The organism is Methylophilus sp. YYY-1, from assembly GCF_029132825.1.
GTDB lineage: Bacteria > Pseudomonadota > Gammaproteobacteria > Burkholderiales > Methylophilaceae > Methylophilus > Methylophilus glucosoxydans.
In genome coordinates, this window is sequence record NZ_WOVG01000001.1 from 439,939 (window position 1) to 456,101 (window position 16,163).

Sequence of the window (16,163 nt, forward strand, 5' to 3'; positions counted from 1 at the left end):
CCGTTTGGTAGAATGACTGTATGTTCTCAGAAGAATTTCAGGCGTATTTATCTCGCTTTACCCTCGCCCGCCAGCTGGGTCGCCAACATCATTTTTATGTTGGGCCCACCAACTCCGGCAAAACCTATCAGGCACTCGAAACCCTGCGCCAGGCTGAGTCTGGCGTTTATCTCGCGCCGTTACGTCTGCTGGCAATGGAGGTCCGCGACCGGCTGATGCAGGCCGGCGTCCCTTGCAATCTGGTGACTGGCGAAGAACGTGTCATGGTGCCCGGTGCCAGACACACCGCCTCCACCATCGAAATGCTGCGACCAGACCACGCCGTAGACGTCGCAGTGATTGATGAAATCCAGATGCTGATGGACCCGGACCGTGGCAGTGCATGGACGGCGGCGCTGGTCGGGGTCCCTGCCAAACAAGTATTTATCTGCGGGGCGAACAGTGTCACCAGCAGCTGTACCCGCGTGCTAGATGCGCTCAACGAGCCCTACACCCTCACCCATTTACAGCGCATGACACCGTTGCTGATCGAAGAACATAGTATTTGCGGTGCACGCTACCACGCCGCCAAACTACGCAAAGCTCTACGCACCGGTGATGCCATCATCGCCTTTAGCCGCAAAGATGTGCTCACACTGGCTGCGCGTATCCGCCAATGGGGGCTGTCTGTCGCCACCATCTATGGCGCCCTCTCGCCTGAAGTCCGCCGCGTCGAGTCTGCGCGTTTTGCCAGCGGCGAGGCGCACATCCTGGTCGCCACAGATGCCATAGGCATGGGGCTCAACCTGCCGATCCGCCGCGTGATTTTTGCCAATATCCATAAATTTGACGGCATCGCCTCGCGGCCGCTCAATGCCACCGAAATGCGCCAGATTGCCGGTCGGGCCGGACGCCATGGCTTATATGACACGGGATATGTCACCGTCCTGGAAGACGACGAGCAATGGCATTTACAGGCTATGTTAGACGCCGATGACACGGTGCCACCATTTGCTTTGCCGATTGCGGTTGGTGGCGGGAATATTGAAGCGCTGAGTTTACACATCCCTACCTGGCGACTGGCCGAATGCATGGAGTACCTGCACAAGCAATATGCGAGGTCACCCGGCCAGTATGCCTTGCAGTGGCAAGTGACAAGCCTGCAACACCAGCAAGCCATGCTGATAGACCAAACCGCACCGCAACTCTCCATGCGGGACAAATACCGCTTGATGTGCGCCCCGCTCGCGATACAGGTGCCGATTGCACGGGACTATTTTTTGCAATGCGTACAAGCCGTCGCTACGCAACAAGCCAGGTCATTGCCGCAAATGCCAGAATGGCTGAATGGCCAACAGGCGCAATATCTGGAGCAGGCTGAACTCATATGCCAGCATTTGAGCTTGTATAGCTGGTTATCGTATCAATATCCACGCATCTTTGTGGATAGCGCATTGATTGATGACGCCAGGAAAAAGCTCAATGGTTTTATTGGTCGGGCGTTGAGAGTTCAGGCGGGCTATGGCAAGACGCAAAGAGAAGCAGAATTAGGGCAATACTTTTAATATCACTTCTACCAAGAACGCTTACGACGTCCTTTTCGCATGAAGGCAAAAATAAGCCCAATCATCGAATGACTTTTGAACCTAATAAATAACACTTATTTTTTAGCGAAGGAAGGATTGGTCGCAATATAAGACTTCACGCCAGACAAAATCGCATTGACCAACTTATCCTGATAAGAATCATCATTCAACCTGGCTTCTTCTTCAGGATTGCTGATAAACGCCGTCTCGACCAGAATTGAAGGGATATCCGGTGATTTAAGCACCGCAAACGCTGCTTGTTCAACATACTTGGAATGGAGGGTATTGATTTTAGCGATGCGGCCCAGCACGGCTTTACCCATGCGGATACTGTCGTGAATAGTGGCGGTTTGCGACAAATCGAGTAAGGTTCTTGCCAGGTCCATATCGCGGGTATCAATCGCCACACCACCAATCAAGTCTACCGCGTTTTCCTTTTTCGCCAGGTAGCGGGCGCCGGCACTGGTGGCGCCACGCTCAGACAGGGCAAACACAGAAGACCCTTTGGCGGTGCTGTTCACAAACGAGTCGGCATGGATGGAAATAAACAAGTCGGCCTTGGCCGCGCGTGCTTTTTTGACACGGTCTCCCAGTGGCACGAAATAATCGCCATCGCGGATCAGGATCGCTTGCATGTTTTCTTCGGCATCGATCTGTTGCTTGAGCTTGCGCGCAATGGCCAGAGTAATGTTCTTTTCGTGGCTGCCATTGGAACCGCGTGCACCAGGATCTTCACCGCCGTGACCGGCATCGACGGCAATGGTAATGAGTTTTTGGCCAGGTTTTGCCTGTTTGAGTGGTTTTTCAACCGGCTTGTCAATCACTTTGTCCGCCGGTTTTTCGGCAGACTTTTCCACCGTTGCATTGGCATTGTCTGGTGTGGGCTCGGCTGCTTTTTCAGCGGGTTTGTCGTCTTGACGTGGCACTTCTTGCAATTGCCGGGAAGGTGTCAGTACCGGGCTCGCCATGGCTGACTCGACAGGACCACTCGCAGGGCCTATGCTGATGGCCAAGCGTTGTTGCGAGCTGCCCGCATTCATATCGGTGACCTGCGGTTTAATATCAGATTTGATGTCAAAAACGATACGCGCCGTTTTCTCGGTAAACGGCGCAATGCGGATTTTAGACAGGTAAGGATGTTGGGCATCCAACTGCAGCGCGAGCGCTTTCAGGGTTGGACTGATGGCAACACCGTCCATATCAATCACCACGCGGAATGGATTATCCAGCGTGAAGACACGGTATTTGACTTGCTGGTCGAGCAAAAGCTCGACATGTGCCTGACCGCCTTGCTGCTGCAAATTGGCCAGGATGACTTCAGCGGCATGTGCGGCCTGACTCAGAATGAATAACAGGACTGGCAATAGCCAGCCCAGGCAATGCTTACGCTTTACTGGCATAGTGTTTCCAAGGCCAGCGCCTGCTGACTTGTGATGTGCAGCACGCGGCCGTGCGGCAGGATATCAAAGCGGATCTCGATGTCTGCGACAGGCAATAGCTCGGCTGCACGCTCAGGCCACTCGACCAGGCAAACACTGGCAGGGTTGAAATAATCGCGGAAGCCGGCAGCTTCCCACTCTTCTGCATCCTGAAAGCGGTAAAGATCAAAGTGATAGCACGTGGCGAATGGCAGCATATAGGGTTCCACCAGCGTATAGGTGGGGCTTTTCACTTTGCCGACATGCCCCAAGGCATGCAGCATGCCGCGCACCAGCGTGGTTTTTCCGGCCCCCAGATCACCGTGCAGGTAAATAACCTGCCCAGGCTGCAATTGCTTTGCCAGCACGCTTGCGGCATGCACGGTCGCTGCTTCGTCTTTTAAAATCTGTGTAGAATACGTTTCTGTCATGTCACATCAATCACATCCCGTCCCGATTCAACTGCCTGATGTTCATGTCGCTGCGCAAATGGCAGCGACCATCAAGGGCTGGGCGCGAGAACTGGGGTTTGGCAATATCGGCATTACCGATACCGACTTGTCTGCCGCGGAGCCTGAATTTTTAAAGTGGCTGAACAAACAATACCACGGCGACATGGATTATATGGCAAAACATGGGACCAAGCGAACCCGTCCGGCAGAATTGGTGCCTGGCACCTTGCGCGTGATCTCGGTCAACCTCAATTATTTGCCCGCAGATGCAGCCGACGGCTGGCAGGTGCTGGAGAGCCCTGAGCAGGCTTATGTCGCCCGCTATGCCATGGGGCGCGATTACCATAAAGTGATGCGGCAAAAATTGCAGCAATTGTGCACCCGCATCAGCGAGACCTTTGGCAGTTTTGAATACCGTGTATTTGCCGACAGTGCGCCGGTGATGGAGGTGGCACTGGCGACCAAAGCGGGGGTGGGCTGGCGCGGCAAGCATACGCTGTTACTCAATCGCCAGCAGGGATCATGGTTTTTTCTGGGGGAAATTTATACCAACCTGCCGCTACCCGTGGATCCGCCCATCTCAGCACATTGTGGCAGTTGCACTGCGTGTATTGATGTCTGCCCGACCGCTGCCATCGTTGCACCTTACGAACTAGACGCCCGCCGCTGTATCTCTTACCTCACCATAGAACATCAAGGCAGCATTCCCGAGCAGTTAAGGCCACTGATGGGCAACCGGGTATATGGCTGTGACGATTGCCAGCTAACCTGCCCGTGGAACAAATTTGCCGTCAGGACCTCAGAGCCCGACTTTGCGGTACGGCATGGACTCGACAGCTTGAGCCTGGTGACCTGTTTTGGCTGGACCGAAGCTGAATTTCAGCAAAAAATGGCGGGTAGCGCGATCTACCGCATAGGCTACACGCAGTGGTTGCGCAATATTGCCGTCGGCTTGGGCAATGCGCCGACGTCGATGGCGGTGATTGCAGCACTGAAGTCACGGGCACAGGATGAAAATGCCTTGGTGCGGGAGCATGTGGTCTGGGCACTGGCGCAACACCAGGCGCACGCGCATGAAGGGTTATGCTGAGCGGGTGGTGGACTCGGCCAGCAAGGCAGCACCCAACATGCCCGCAATATCGCCAGAACGAGATAGATGAACCACGACCTTGCCTCTGAGTACCGGGATCAAGTCTGCTTCCAGCCGTTGATAAAACGCCTCAGACATCAGCGACCATGCGGCAACCACGCCACCGCCAATCAAAACGGTGCCGACATCAACCACCTTGAGTACACTCGCCAGCATTTGCGCCAGTTTGCGACCAGCATCCGCGTAGACTGCGCGCGCATGTTCATCGCCCTGCTCCGCAGCCAGCGCAATCTCCAAAGCACTCCTTGTCTGGCCAGTCAACTCAGCATAGCCTTTGCTGATGCCGGTGGCAGAAGCATATTGCTCGACGCAGCCGTGGTTACCACAGCCACACAAGCGGCCTTGATGCTCGACAATAATATGCCCGGCCTCGAGCGCATAACCATGCTGCCCGGCCCAAACATGACCATTCACGACCAAGCCGGCACCCACTCCGGTGCCCAGGCCCAGATACAGCAAACCACCAGCTGGCTGACCAAGCAGGCTAAATTCCCCAAAGGCTGCAGCATTGGCATCGTTCTCGACCCGGATATTGAAACCAAGCCGGGCACCCAGATCGTGGCCCAGATTCACGTTCAACAAGCCCGGTAAATTGGGCGATTGCGCCAGGATGCCCGTGTGCGGATCAATAAAGCCGGGAAAACCAATGCCGATACTCTGAATCGTCGGATATTTTTCAAGCAATGGCTGGATGGCTTCTGCCGTAACCGCAATAATCTTTTGCCAGGCCTGTGCTGGCGAGTGCTGCTTGCAAATGGCAGAATAGTTTGCCTCAAAACGCGTTTCTTCAATCAGGCGCAGATCAGAAAACACACCTAAACGCAGATTGGTCCCGCCCACATCCAGACCCAAACGATAAACCGGAGTCACATCACGCATGGAAGCGGCCACTTTCTTCAACACTGTGTCTAAAAGACAATAATTTCTCTTCACTCAGTTGCGACCATTGCATGCGCCAACACCAGTTGCCTTCTATGGTGCCTGGCGTGTTCATGCGCGCCTGGCTATCCAGCGCGAGAATGTCTTGCATGGGGATAATTGCCAGCTTGGCCTGGCTCTCCAGGGTCAGTTTAATCAAGGCAGCGGGCATTTGCGGAGGATGTTGATTCAGGTAATCATGTAAATGATTGCGCACATGCTCTGGCGCGGTGAGGTACCAGCCCAGGGTGGTATCGTTATCATGCGTGCCGGTATAAGCGACGCTGTTTTGTTCTATGTTTTCTGGCAAGTAAGGATTGTCTTCACCGCCACCAAACGCAAACTGTAAAATTTTCATGCCAGGCAAGTCGAATCCATGGCGCAAGGCATCCACTTCTGCGGTGATGATGCCCAAGTCCTCAGCCACCAGACTCAGCTCCGGGAAGGTCTCGGTGATGGCGTTTAACAGCGCTTCACCTGGCGCCTCTTGCCAAGTCCCGTTAATGGCAGTGGGCTCTTCTGCGGGGATTTCCCAAGCGGCCTGCAAGCCCCTGAAGTGATCAATCCGTAGCACATCAAACAGCTGTGCCTGCGTATCGATACGCCCCAGCCACCATGAAAACCCATCTTTTTGCATGGCCAGCCAGTCGTAATGCGGATTCCCCCAGCGTTGTCCGGTTTCAGAGAAATAGTCTGGCGGCACACCCGCTACGACGGTCATGTTGAGGGTGTCATCCAGCTTGAACCATGCGGGATGCGCCCAGACATCGGCACTGTCGTAAGCGACAAAAATCGGGATATCGCCAAACAAGCGAATGCCGCGCTGATTGGCGTAACGCTTGAGCTGCGCCCATTGCTGAAAAAACACATACTGCGTAAATTTAATCAGCGTCAACGGCTCCTGGTGCGTGACCCGATAAGCTTGCAAGGCTTGTGGATCATGCTTGCGGTAAGCTTGTGGCCATTGCTGCCAGCTTTGATTATGGTGCTGCTCACGCAAGCAGCCAAACAAGGCAAAATCTTCCAGCCAGTATTGCTGCGTCTGACAGAATCTCGCAAACCCGGACCACGACAGACCATGGCCTTCACCATGTGTGGGGGCGCTGCCTGACTGCACGCGCGCCATGACTTTAGCCATCAACGCAGGCAAACTCAGCGTCAGCTCATTGGGCAGACACCAGCCATCAAGCTGTAATTGCTGCGCGCTGATCATGCCACTATGTCCTGCATGCGCGGAGACACTTTGATAGGGCGACTGGTCTCCATGTGGCTGGTTGACCGGCAAGGTCTGCCACACCGATACGCCCATTTTGACCAGGGTGTCTACAAAACGATAGGCCTCTGGGCCGAGATTGCCCTCAGGCAATGAAGTGATGTGCATCAGCACACCCGCTTGTCTATGTTGCGTCATGGATTGGCATTCAAATCAGTTGAAAGAATCAGGCGTTGCCCCGGCGCATGGTGCCTGCATTTTCGGCATCGCCACCGCCCAGGCTGATGGGTTGTAACAAATGTGCAGGGGCTGTCAGGCCAAGTAATTTGTACAGGTTGCTCAAATTACGGCGATAGAGCTGGTCAAAACTTTGTACGCTTTGGGCGCTGTTGTAATCGCCAAACCACCAGAACCAGTCCGAACCTTCGCACAGGGCCAATTGCTGCTGGCACTTTTGTTTCTGTTCGGCTGAAAGTTGGTGTATCTGTTGATCATAATGCCGCTTGGCTTCGCTCAACAGATCCCAGGCACGGTTTTTGGCCGGTTCCCCAATCCAGGTACTAAAGGTGCCATAGACCCAACTCCCGGCGCAAATATCATCCAGCAAGCGTGGCGCTGGCAATGTGTGTTTCTGCTGCAAAGCGAGAATATCGCTAAAAGTCGTCATCTGGATATCCGGATGCTGCGCCAGCGCCTGATAGAGCTCGTGCAAGAAATAATAACCGTTATATGGATAGTATTCCCAGGCATTCTCGCCATCCAGAATTACGCTCACCACCGGCGTCTCTTCACTGTTGGCCAGGATATGCTCCAGCGACTGAATAAAGTCATGAACCGCTTCGCTTGCGTATTGTTTGGAATACTCAAAGCCGATTTTGTCAGACAGATGGTCGTCACGGAAAAAGCACACAATATCCTGCTGACCATTGGTGATTTTATAAGGCTGATACAGGTATTGCGATGGCGTGTCGTGCGGCAGCCCAAGTTTACGCAAGCTGTTGGCCAGCACACCCTGGCCAGTGGCCGCCCAGGCCACGCCCTGCTCTGCCAGCAACGACAGTGCAGGATGTGAGACCGCGCCTTCAGCAGGCCACATGCCATTGGCGGGCTGACCAAATATTTTTTCATGATAGCGCTGTGCCGCCTGCACATGAGCGATCGCACGCGGATAACCGTCTGGATAGGTGGCTGACTGCGGCAACGGTGCATCGGGCATGGCGTCACGCGCACTTTCCAAATCAATGAGCAATGGCAAAATGGGATGGTAGTAAGGCGTGGTGGTCATTTCAATGCGGCCTTTTTTCAGCAAGGCCTGATAGCGCGGCAAAATGCCTTGCAAGGTCTCGCTGATCACGGCTAACAGCGCTTGCCTGTCTTCCAGGGTAAACAGCACGCCTTTTTGCATCAGGGTTTGCACAGTTTTGTTTTTGCGGCGCAAGCTCTCCCCCGTCCATGCCAGGTGGTACCAGACCAGCAAGTCCGCTTTATATTGTGCCGAGAGATAATGAAACTGGCCGTTTTGCATGACAGGCGCCACCAGTTCATACAGCTTGAGCAAACGCTGATAATGCGGAAAAGGACTCAACATTTTCTCATGATGTGCCTTGAAACAGCTGTCCACAATCAGGCGACACTCTTCATCCGTGATGTTTTCCAGATTGGGATTTGCCAGCAAACGCAGTAATGGGTCACGCCACTGTCCGGACCGTGACTGCTCAGCATAATCTTCGAGCTGCTCCACCAGAATAGGTACAAAATTGAAGGTTACCCTGGCGTTTGGATTTTGCTCCAGGTGAAAGGCCATATCACTGTAATCCTTGAGCGCATGCAAATACGTCCATGGCAGCACAAACTCGCCTGTCACCAGATCACGGTAATCCGGTTGGTGCATGTGCCAATATAAATTTAAGAGCAATTTTTTATCGGACATCCTTCAACCTCTTTCACTCACTCAATGACTTTTAAACTACTTCACACGGTATAAATCTTGGCCCAGCATGTCGGGTGTGACCAGTACGATGCCTTTTTCAGAGACATGAAAGCGCTTTTTATCTCGCTCCAGATCGACACCAATCTGCATGCCAGCAGGAATCTCGCAGCCGCGGTCTATCACTGCGTTGCGCATGATGACCCCCTCGTTAATTTTGACCTTGGGCAGCACTACAGCGCCATCCAGATCGGAATAATCCGCCACATGCACGCCGGAAAAAAGCACTGAGTTAGACACGCAAGAACCACTGATCAGGCAGCCCCCTGACACCAGCGAGTCTGTCGCCTTGCCCGTACGGCCTTCATCCTTGAATACAAATTTGGCCGGCGGCAGTTGTTCCTGATAAGTCCAGATCGGCCATTCACTGTCATACAGATTGAGCTCTGGAATCACCTTGGTCAGCTCCATATTGGCTTCCCAGTAGGCATCTATGGTTCCCACATCCCGCCAGTAAAAGTTGTTGCCTTGTGCACCGACGCAACTATCGGTAAATCGGTGCGCCTGTACCCGGTATTTTTTGATGATGTAAGGAATAATGTCCTGCCCAAAGTCGTGGTGTGACTTGCGGTCATAAGCATCCCGGATCAATTGTTCGTACAAAAACTTGGCATTGAAGATATAAATACCCATGCTGGCAAAAGCCACCTCGGGATTGTTCGGGCTAGGCTTGGGATGCGCTGGCTTTTCATCAAAGGCGATCACGCGGTCGGTGGCGTCCACCTCCAATACCCCAAACCCTTTGGCGTCTTCGAGCGGCACATTGATGCAGGCAATGGTCATATCGGCATTGCTGCGTGCATGCGTCGCCAGCATTTTGCCGTAGTCCATTTTATAGATATGGTCGCCGGCCAGGACCAGAATATATTCGCCGCCATTCTCTCGCAGCAAATCAATATTCTGATAGACCGCATCAGCCGTGCCTTTGTACCATTCCTCGCCCAGACGCTGCTGGGCAGGAATAATGTTGACGTATTCGTTAAACTCCCCACGCAAAAAGCCCCAGCCGCGCTGAACATGCTGAATCAGGCTTTGCGCTTTGTATTGGGTCGCCACATTAATGCGGCGGATGCCAGAGTTAATGCAATTAGACAAGGGGAAGTCGATAATGCGGAATTTACCACCAAACTGTACAGCCGGTTTGGCCCGCCAGTCGGTGAGGTTTTTTAACCGGCTGCCACGACCACCCGCCAGGATAATGGCAACGGTATTTTTCGTCAGGTTACTGATAAACCGGTCGGAGGGACGTTCTTGCCGCCGGTTGGCTTTACGACGTTCAACAAACTCTGCTACTTGAGACATGATGCTATTCCTGTTTTTCCTGATCCTGGGAACCAGCCTACAGTCATTATTGTCAGCGTTGCGCGTTTCAGCAGAGACGACACAAGGCTTTGCATCTGCAGGTCTGACATCCACAGTCTGCATGATAATTGGGGTAAAGACAACGAAATTCCGGGGGCGAATGACGTAAATCTTAACTTTTTTTGATAGCATGGAATCTGCTTAACCGGATACCGACAGCATGACTGCCAAAGCTTCTCATCAAATTGCCACCGACAATCATCATTTGCAACGGATTTTAGACGCCACCCATCATAATCCCTTTGAATATTTGGGGTCGCATCAGGATGCGAAAACCAAGCGCTGGCAGGTGCGTGTGTTCATACCAACGGCAGAACAAGTATGGCTCAACAATGGCAAAAATTGGCAGCCCATGCAGCAGGCGCATGCCCAGGGCTTGTTTATTTACGAGTCAGATAATCCGATTTCAACCCCTGTCCCACTGCAAATTCAGCCCAAGGGGCAAGCTAGCCGTTACGAAACCCTGGATGTCTATGGTTTTGACAGCACCGTGTCTGCCGATGACCTGTATCTGTTTGCTGAAGGTCGTTTTTACCAGGCCTACAATACCCTGGGCGCAGTCCCCATGCAGGTGAATGGGGTGCCAGGCGTCCGATTTGCTGTCTGGGCGCCCAATGCGTCACGGGTCAGCGTAGTTGGCAACTTTAACCAGTGGGATGGCCGTATCCATGCCATGCGTGTCATCGGCAGCACCGGCATTTGGGAGTTATTTATTCCCCACCTGACTGAACATGATTTATATAAATTCGAAATCCGCAACCGAGAGCATGGCTATGTCATGCTCAAGGCCGACCCCTATGGCAGAGCCTTTGAGCCTAGGCCCGGCACGGCCAATCGTATCTGCCACAGCGAGTACACCTGGCAAGATGATGGCTGGTTGCAGCAACGCCAGCAGCATGACTGGCTGCATGCACCCTTTAACTGTTATGAAGTGCATTTAGGCAGTTGGCAACGAGACCCAAACGGCCACTTTATGGGCTATCGCGCCATCGCAGAGGCGCTGATTCCACATTTGCTAGAGATGGGCTATACCCATATCGAGCTATTACCAATTGCCGAACATCCGCTGAATGAATCCTGGGGTTATCAGGTGACGGGCTACTTTGCCCCCACCCAGCGCTATGGCAGTCCGGATGATCTTAAGTATTTTATTGACCGCTGTCATGCCGCCAATATCGGCGTCATTCTGGACTGGGTCCCTGGTCACTTCCCCAAAGATGACTGGGCGCTGGCGCGTTTTGATGGCACGGCGCTGTATGAACATGCAGACCCCCGCCTGGGCGAACATATGGACTGGGGCACCTATATCTTCAATTATGGCCGCAATGAAGTGCGCAGCTTTTTACTCAGCAATGCTTATTACTGGCTGCAAGAGTTTCACATTGACGGCTTGCGTGTGGATGCCGTGGCGTCCATGCTCTACCTGGATTACTCGCGCAAAGATGGAGAATGGTTGCCTAATGTCTATGGCGGACGTGAAAACCTGGACGTGATCGAGTTTCTCAAGCAACTGAACGTGATGGTGGGCGAACGCTTCCCCGGCGCATTGACGATAGCCGAGGAATCAACGGCCTGGCCCGCCGTTTCGCGACCGGTCTATGCCGGGGGCCTGGGGTTCAGTATGAAATGGAATATGGGCTGGATGAATGATGTCCTGACCTACATGCAACTGGATCCGGTCTACCGCCAATACCACCATAATCGCCTGACCTTTGGTCAGATGTACGCTTATTCCGAGAACTTTGTCCTGCCGTTCTCGCACGACGAAGTGGTCCACGGCAAAAAGTCCTTACTCGAAAAAATGCCTGGGGATGATTGGCAAAAATTCGCCAACTTGCGTCTGTTGATGACCTTGCAAATGACCATGCCAGGTAAAAAGCTCAACTTTATGGGCAATGAAATTGCCCAGCGCCGTGAGTGGCGTGTCAACCAAAGCCTGGACTGGCATTTACTTGAAGACACTGCCGCTGACCATGACCTGCATCGAGGTATACAGCGCGTTTGCAAGGACCTCAACTGGCTCTATCGCCATCAAAGCGCACTCCATGCCCATGACTTTGATGCACAGGGCTTTCAATGGATAGACTGCGAAGATGCCGCGCAATCAATATTAAGCTACGTCAGACGCGGCAAAGACCATAGTTTTGTTATAATCCTACTTAATTTCACACCGGTACCGCGCCATCAATACCGTTTGGGCGTACCACAATCGGGTTACTATCAGGAATTGTTTAACAGTGACGCCGCTTGTTATGGTGGCAGCAATGTTGGTAATGGTTCCGGCTGTCCTAGTGACCCCGTGCCATGGATGAACCAGCCAGCCTCCATCAGCCTAAACTTGCCGCCACTTGGGGGTGTCATACTTCAGTTACAATAACTGGTTACACTGACTATATGATGTAGCCTGGCAGTAAAGATTTTTGGCCAGACAAGAAAATTCAGAGATTGCCTTGTCTGGCCCCGTAAATTTAATTGACTTGAAAAACGATAGTAACAACACGACATGGCAAAACTAACCACACATCCGAGCTGGCATGCGCTGAACCAGCATCAAATTGAAATGCGCGATGTTCAAATGCGCGATCTGTTTAACCAAAACCCCAAACGCTTCGAAGAATTCAGTTTAACGGTGGACGACATCCTGCTGGACTACTCCAAGCACCGTATCACTAAAGAAACCCTGTCCCAGTTATTCCAGTTAGCGCGCGACTCAAATATTGAGCAATGGCGCAGCCGCATGTTCAGCGGCGAAAAAATAAACATTACCGAAAAGCGTGCAGTGCTGCACACCGCCCTGCGTAACCGCAGTAATACACCGGTGTATGTGGATGGCAAGGATGTGATGCCAGAAGTGAACGCCGTACTGGCGCAAATGCGGGCCTTTACCGAGCAAGTACGCAACGGCCAATGGACAGGATTCACCGGCAAACGGATTACCGATATCGTAAATATCGGTATTGGTGGCTCAGACCTCGGTCCAGTCATGGCATGTGATGCGTTAAAACCCTACGCCAGCCCCAACTTGAAAGCCCACTTTGTTTCCAACATTGATGGCGCGCACTTGATGCGTGTGCTGGAAGTCTGCGACCCTGAAACCACCCTGTTCATCGTTGCCTCCAAAACCTTTACCACCCAGGAAACCATGACCAACGCGCACTCAGCGCGCCGCTGGTTCCTGCAAGCAGCTAAACAAGATCAGCATGTGGCCAAACATTTTGTCGCGCTGTCCACCAATGCCAAGGCCGTGCAGGCATTCGGCATAGACACCAACAACATGTTTGCTTTCTGGGACTGGGTAGGTGGTCGTTACTCCCTGTGGTCAGCCATCGGTCTGTCCATTGCGCTCTATGTCGGCATGGACAACTTTGAACAGTTGCTGGCAGGCGGTCACGCCATGGATCAGCACTTCTTGTCGGCGCCACTGGAACAGAACATGCCTGTCATCATGGCCTTGCTGGGTGTCTGGTACAACAATTTCTTCCATGTTGATACGCACGCGATTTTGCCTTATGACCAGGGCATGTCTCGCTTTGCGGCCTATCTGCAACAAGCAGACATGGAAAGTAATGGCAAATTTATTTGCCGTGACGGTAGCCGCGTCAGCTACAAAACGGGCCCGGTCATCTGGGGCGAAGCTGGCACCAATGGCCAGCATGCGTTTTACCAGTTGATTCACCAGGGCACACAAATGGTTCCGGCAGACTTTTTGATGCCAGCCAACAGCCATTACAAAGTGGGTAGCCCAGACGATCAGCACCATAAAATCCTGCTGGCTAACTTCCTGGCACAAACCCAAGCCTTGATGTTGGGCAAAACCCGTGAAGAAGCACGTGCCGAACTGGAAGCACAAGGCATGAGCGGCCAGGCACTGGAAGATCTGCTGCCGCATAAAGTGTTTGAAGGCAACCGCCCAACCACGTCTATCCTGTTTAAACAGCTCACACCCTTTACCTTGGGTAAACTGATTGCGCTTTATGAGCACAAGATTTTTGTGCAAGGCATGATCTGGGACATTAACAGCTATGACCAGTGGGGTGTGGAATATGGTAAGCAGATTGCGAGCCAAATTCTGCCACAGCTGAATACCAACGAGCCGGTAAACAGCTTTGATAGCTCAACCAACGGCTTAATCAATTACGCGAAGAAAATTTCATAGCATATTGATTAATATTAAAAAAGGCCTCTATTGAGGCCTTTTTTATTGTGCGGTGCTATCTCAAGCGCCCCTAAACCAATTGGTTCTTGATGGCGTAATGGGTGATATCGGCATTATGTTTAAGATGCATTTTTTCGAGCAGCCGCGTCCGGTACATGCTGACCGTTTTCACCGACAATGCGAGTTTATCTGCAATCTCACTGACTGACTGCCCGGAAGCAATCATGCGCATGACCTGAAACTCGCGATCTGAAAGGGTTTCGTGCAAGGCCACCGCATAATCATTCCCCACCTGCTCGGCCAGAATCTCTGCCACGTTGGGGGTAATGTATTTTTTGCCTTTGGCCAGCGTGTGTATGGCGGTGAGCAACTCTTCTGACGCCGTATGCTTGCACAGGTAGCCAGAAGCGCCAGAACGAATGGAGCGCACGGCATACTGCTCTTCCATGTACATGGAAAGCATCAAGATGTTGAGCGCAGCATTTTCTCGCTTGATGAGCTTTAAGGCTTCTATGCCGGTTTTATCCGGCAACGAAATGTCCAGTAGCATGACATCGGCAGCCACTTCACGTACACATTTAATCGCCTGCGCAACATTCTCCGCCTCACCGACGACATCAATATCCCCACTCGCAAGCAATATTTGCTTGATGCCAGAACGTAAGATGGCATGGTCATCTACGATAATGACTTTTATTTTTTGTATATCCAACCTGATCCCTCTGTTTTGCTGGTTGCACCATGGCTAATCCAGAAACTGCGCTGTTGATTGTAAATCGGATCAGCCATTCTGTCACGACTCTGCGGGCTTGAACGGCGCTTGCACCCGGATACAAGTGCCAGATGCGGCGCTGGAAGATTCAATCTGGCACTCGCCCCCCAGTGCCGCCGCTCTTTCCTGCATACCTCTCAGGCCAAATGCGTTCGATTTGATCTTGTCGGCAGGGGCAATGCCGATGCCATTATCCGTGATGTTCATGAATAACAGCTGATCCTTGAGGCTGAGCTCCACTTCGACCGCATTGGCCTGCGCATATTTGGCGATGTTCGAGAGCGCCTCCTGACAAATCCGGAACAACGCCATGGATTGATCGGGATCACACTCCAAATCATGACAATTGGTGATAAATTTTGCCGAGATGCCTAATTGCTTTTTGAACTGGCTCACCTGCCACTCCAGCGCATCCACCAGCCCCAGATCGAGAATGTTGGGTCGCAAATTGCCAGAAATACGATGTACGGAATCAAACGTCTGGTTGATGATCCCTTGCAACAAATGCGCTTGCTCGAGGTTGACCGGCTCACCGGCCTCAATTTGCTGGATGATGGTCGACAAGCCCAGCTTCATCGCAGTCAGGTTGCCGCCGAGGTCATCATGAATTTCACGCGCAATCGACACGCGCTCCTGCTCTTTGACCTGGTTCAAGTGCGCCGTCAGTGCCTGCAGATCTTGCCTGGCTTGCTCGATCTCCTGTTTTTCATGCTTACTCTGGCTAATATTGAGCATAATGCCATCCCACTGCACCGCGCCCTGCCCCAAGTCTTGCACGGTAGCCCGGATATTGACCCATTTCATGTCTTGCCAGTCGGCAATCCAGATTTGTCCTTCCCAATCCAGGCGTTTGTGTTGCCGGGCGGATTTTTGCAAGTTTTGCTTGAACAGATGGGCGGAAGGTTGATCCATGGCATCAAACAGGGTGTTGGCATCCTTGAGCAATGCTGCGGCCGGGATACCCAGCAAGGCTTCGCAGCCCTCACTCACATAAGTAAAAACCACTTGAGCATCTGCAGTCATATGCATCTGGAACACGAGTCCTGGAATGCTGGAAACAATGGCGGAGAATCTGCGCTCGCTTTCATGCAAGGCATGTTGGACACTATCAATAGGAAAATGGCTGGCTGGCGTAGACACATGGCACCTCAATCAAGATGCCAGCTAGCA

At 52.6% G+C, this 16,163-nt stretch carries 12 protein-coding genes; 4 read left to right on the top strand and 8 right to left on the bottom strand.

What is annotated here, in order from left to right:
• Positions 1 to 20: 20 nt before the first annotated feature.
• Positions 21 to 1,544: a helicase-related protein gene (locus tag GOC95_RS01950; RefSeq protein WP_275355373.1), complete on the top strand. Its 1,524-nt coding sequence runs from the start codon at positions 21 to 23 to the stop codon at positions 1,542 to 1,544.
• Positions 1,545 to 1,639: 95 nt separating this feature from the next.
• On the opposite strand, the gene GOC95_RS01955 is transcribed toward GOC95_RS01950, so the two are convergent.
• Positions 1,640 to 2,965 carry an N-acetylmuramoyl-L-alanine amidase gene (locus tag GOC95_RS01955; protein WP_275355375.1) on the bottom strand — a complete coding sequence of 442 codons (1,326 nt, stop codon included), beginning with the start codon at positions 2,963 to 2,965 and terminating at the stop codon, positions 1,640 to 1,642.
• Positions 2,956 to 3,414, bottom strand: a complete 459-nt coding sequence (tsaE, locus tag GOC95_RS01960) for a tRNA (adenosine(37)-N6)-threonylcarbamoyltransferase complex ATPase subunit type 1 TsaE (protein ID WP_194747702.1) — start codon at positions 3,412 to 3,414, stop codon at positions 2,956 to 2,958. Before tsaE ends, GOC95_RS01955 begins: the two co-directional genes overlap by 10 nt.
• On the opposite strand from tsaE, the gene queG reads away from it, so the two are divergent.
• Positions 3,413 to 4,525, top strand: coding sequence for a tRNA epoxyqueuosine(34) reductase QueG (gene queG / locus GOC95_RS01965; protein WP_275355381.1), 1,113 nt, complete (start codon positions 3,413 to 3,415; stop codon positions 4,523 to 4,525). The two genes, tsaE and queG, sit on opposite strands and share 2 nt — an antisense overlap.
• Here queG and GOC95_RS01970 read toward each other — a convergent pair.
• The 4 genes from GOC95_RS01970 to glgC are packed head-to-tail and all read right to left on the bottom strand — an operon-like array spanning position 4,517 to position 10,005.
• The gene (locus GOC95_RS01970; RefSeq protein WP_275355383.1) at positions 4,517 to 5,464 is read right to left on the bottom strand and encodes an ROK family protein; all 948 of its coding nucleotides are present in this window, start codon (positions 5,462 to 5,464) and stop codon (positions 4,517 to 4,519) included. The genes queG and GOC95_RS01970 overlap by 9 nt on opposite strands.
• Positions 5,457 to 6,914: a 4-alpha-glucanotransferase gene (gene malQ, locus GOC95_RS01975; RefSeq protein WP_194747708.1), complete on the bottom strand. Its 1,458-nt coding sequence runs from the start codon at positions 6,912 to 6,914 to the stop codon at positions 5,457 to 5,459. The genes GOC95_RS01970 and malQ overlap by 8 nt, the downstream gene beginning before the upstream one ends.
• Positions 6,915 to 6,942: 28 nt before the next feature.
• Positions 6,943 to 8,646, bottom strand: a complete 1,704-nt coding sequence (locus GOC95_RS01980) for a glycoside hydrolase family 57 protein (protein ID WP_275355386.1) — start codon at positions 8,644 to 8,646, stop codon at positions 6,943 to 6,945.
• Positions 8,647 to 8,682: 36 nt separating this feature from the next.
• Positions 8,683 to 10,005 carry a glucose-1-phosphate adenylyltransferase gene (gene glgC, locus GOC95_RS01985; protein ID WP_275355388.1) on the bottom strand — a complete coding sequence of 441 codons (1,323 nt, stop codon included), beginning with the start codon at positions 10,003 to 10,005 and terminating at the stop codon, positions 8,683 to 8,685.
• Between the two features lie 220 nt (positions 10,006 to 10,225).
• On the opposite strand from glgC, the gene glgB reads away from it, so the two are divergent.
• Positions 10,226 to 12,442: a 1,4-alpha-glucan branching protein GlgB gene (glgB, locus tag GOC95_RS01990; protein WP_275355390.1), complete on the top strand. Its 2,217-nt coding sequence runs from the start codon at positions 10,226 to 10,228 to the stop codon at positions 12,440 to 12,442.
• A 126-nt stretch (positions 12,443 to 12,568) separates the two neighbouring features.
• The gene (pgi, locus tag GOC95_RS01995; protein WP_275355392.1) at positions 12,569 to 14,221 is read left to right on the top strand and encodes a glucose-6-phosphate isomerase; all 1,653 of its coding nucleotides are present in this window, start codon (positions 12,569 to 12,571) and stop codon (positions 14,219 to 14,221) included.
• 70 nt (positions 14,222 to 14,291) lie between these two features.
• Here pgi and GOC95_RS02000 read toward each other — a convergent pair whose 3' ends face one another.
• Together GOC95_RS02000 and GOC95_RS02005 are read right to left on the bottom strand one after the other, a co-directional pair.
• Positions 14,292 to 14,933, bottom strand: coding sequence for a response regulator transcription factor (locus GOC95_RS02000; RefSeq protein ID WP_275355394.1), 642 nt, complete (start codon positions 14,931 to 14,933; stop codon positions 14,292 to 14,294).
• 81 nt (positions 14,934 to 15,014) lie between these two features.
• Positions 15,015 to 16,133, bottom strand: coding sequence for an ATP-binding protein (locus GOC95_RS02005; protein ID WP_275355396.1), 1,119 nt, complete (start codon positions 16,131 to 16,133; stop codon positions 15,015 to 15,017).
• Positions 16,134 to 16,163 lie beyond the last annotated feature (30 nt).

Bases quoted from the DNA above. Each gene is read 5' to 3' on its own strand.
- GOC95_RS01950 (WP_275355373.1), top strand. From the start codon at position 21: ATGTTCTCAGAAGAATTTCAGGCGTATTTATCTCGCTTTACCCTCGCC.
- GOC95_RS01955 (WP_275355375.1), bottom strand. From the start codon at position 2,965: ATGCCAGTAAAGCGTAAGCATTGCCTGGGCTGGCTATTGCCAGTCCTG.
- queG (WP_275355381.1), top strand. From the start codon at position 3,413: ATGTCACATCAATCACATCCCGTCCCGATTCAACTGCCTGATGTTCAT.
- tsaE (WP_194747702.1), bottom strand. From the start codon at position 3,414: ATGACAGAAACGTATTCTACACAGATTTTAAAAGACGAAGCAGCGACC.
- GOC95_RS01970 (WP_275355383.1), bottom strand. From the start codon at position 5,464: ATGCGTGATGTGACTCCGGTTTATCGTTTGGGTCTGGATGTGGGCGGG.
- malQ (WP_194747708.1), bottom strand. From the start codon at position 6,914: ATGACGCAACATAGACAAGCGGGTGTGCTGATGCACATCACTTCATTG.
- GOC95_RS01980 (WP_275355386.1), bottom strand. From the start codon at position 8,646: ATGTCCGATAAAAAATTGCTCTTAAATTTATATTGGCACATGCACCAA.
- glgC (WP_275355388.1), bottom strand. From the start codon at position 10,005: ATGTCTCAAGTAGCAGAGTTTGTTGAACGTCGTAAAGCCAACCGGCGG.
- glgB (WP_275355390.1), top strand. From the start codon at position 10,226: ATGACTGCCAAAGCTTCTCATCAAATTGCCACCGACAATCATCATTTG.
- pgi (WP_275355392.1), top strand. From the start codon at position 12,569: ATGGCAAAACTAACCACACATCCGAGCTGGCATGCGCTGAACCAGCAT.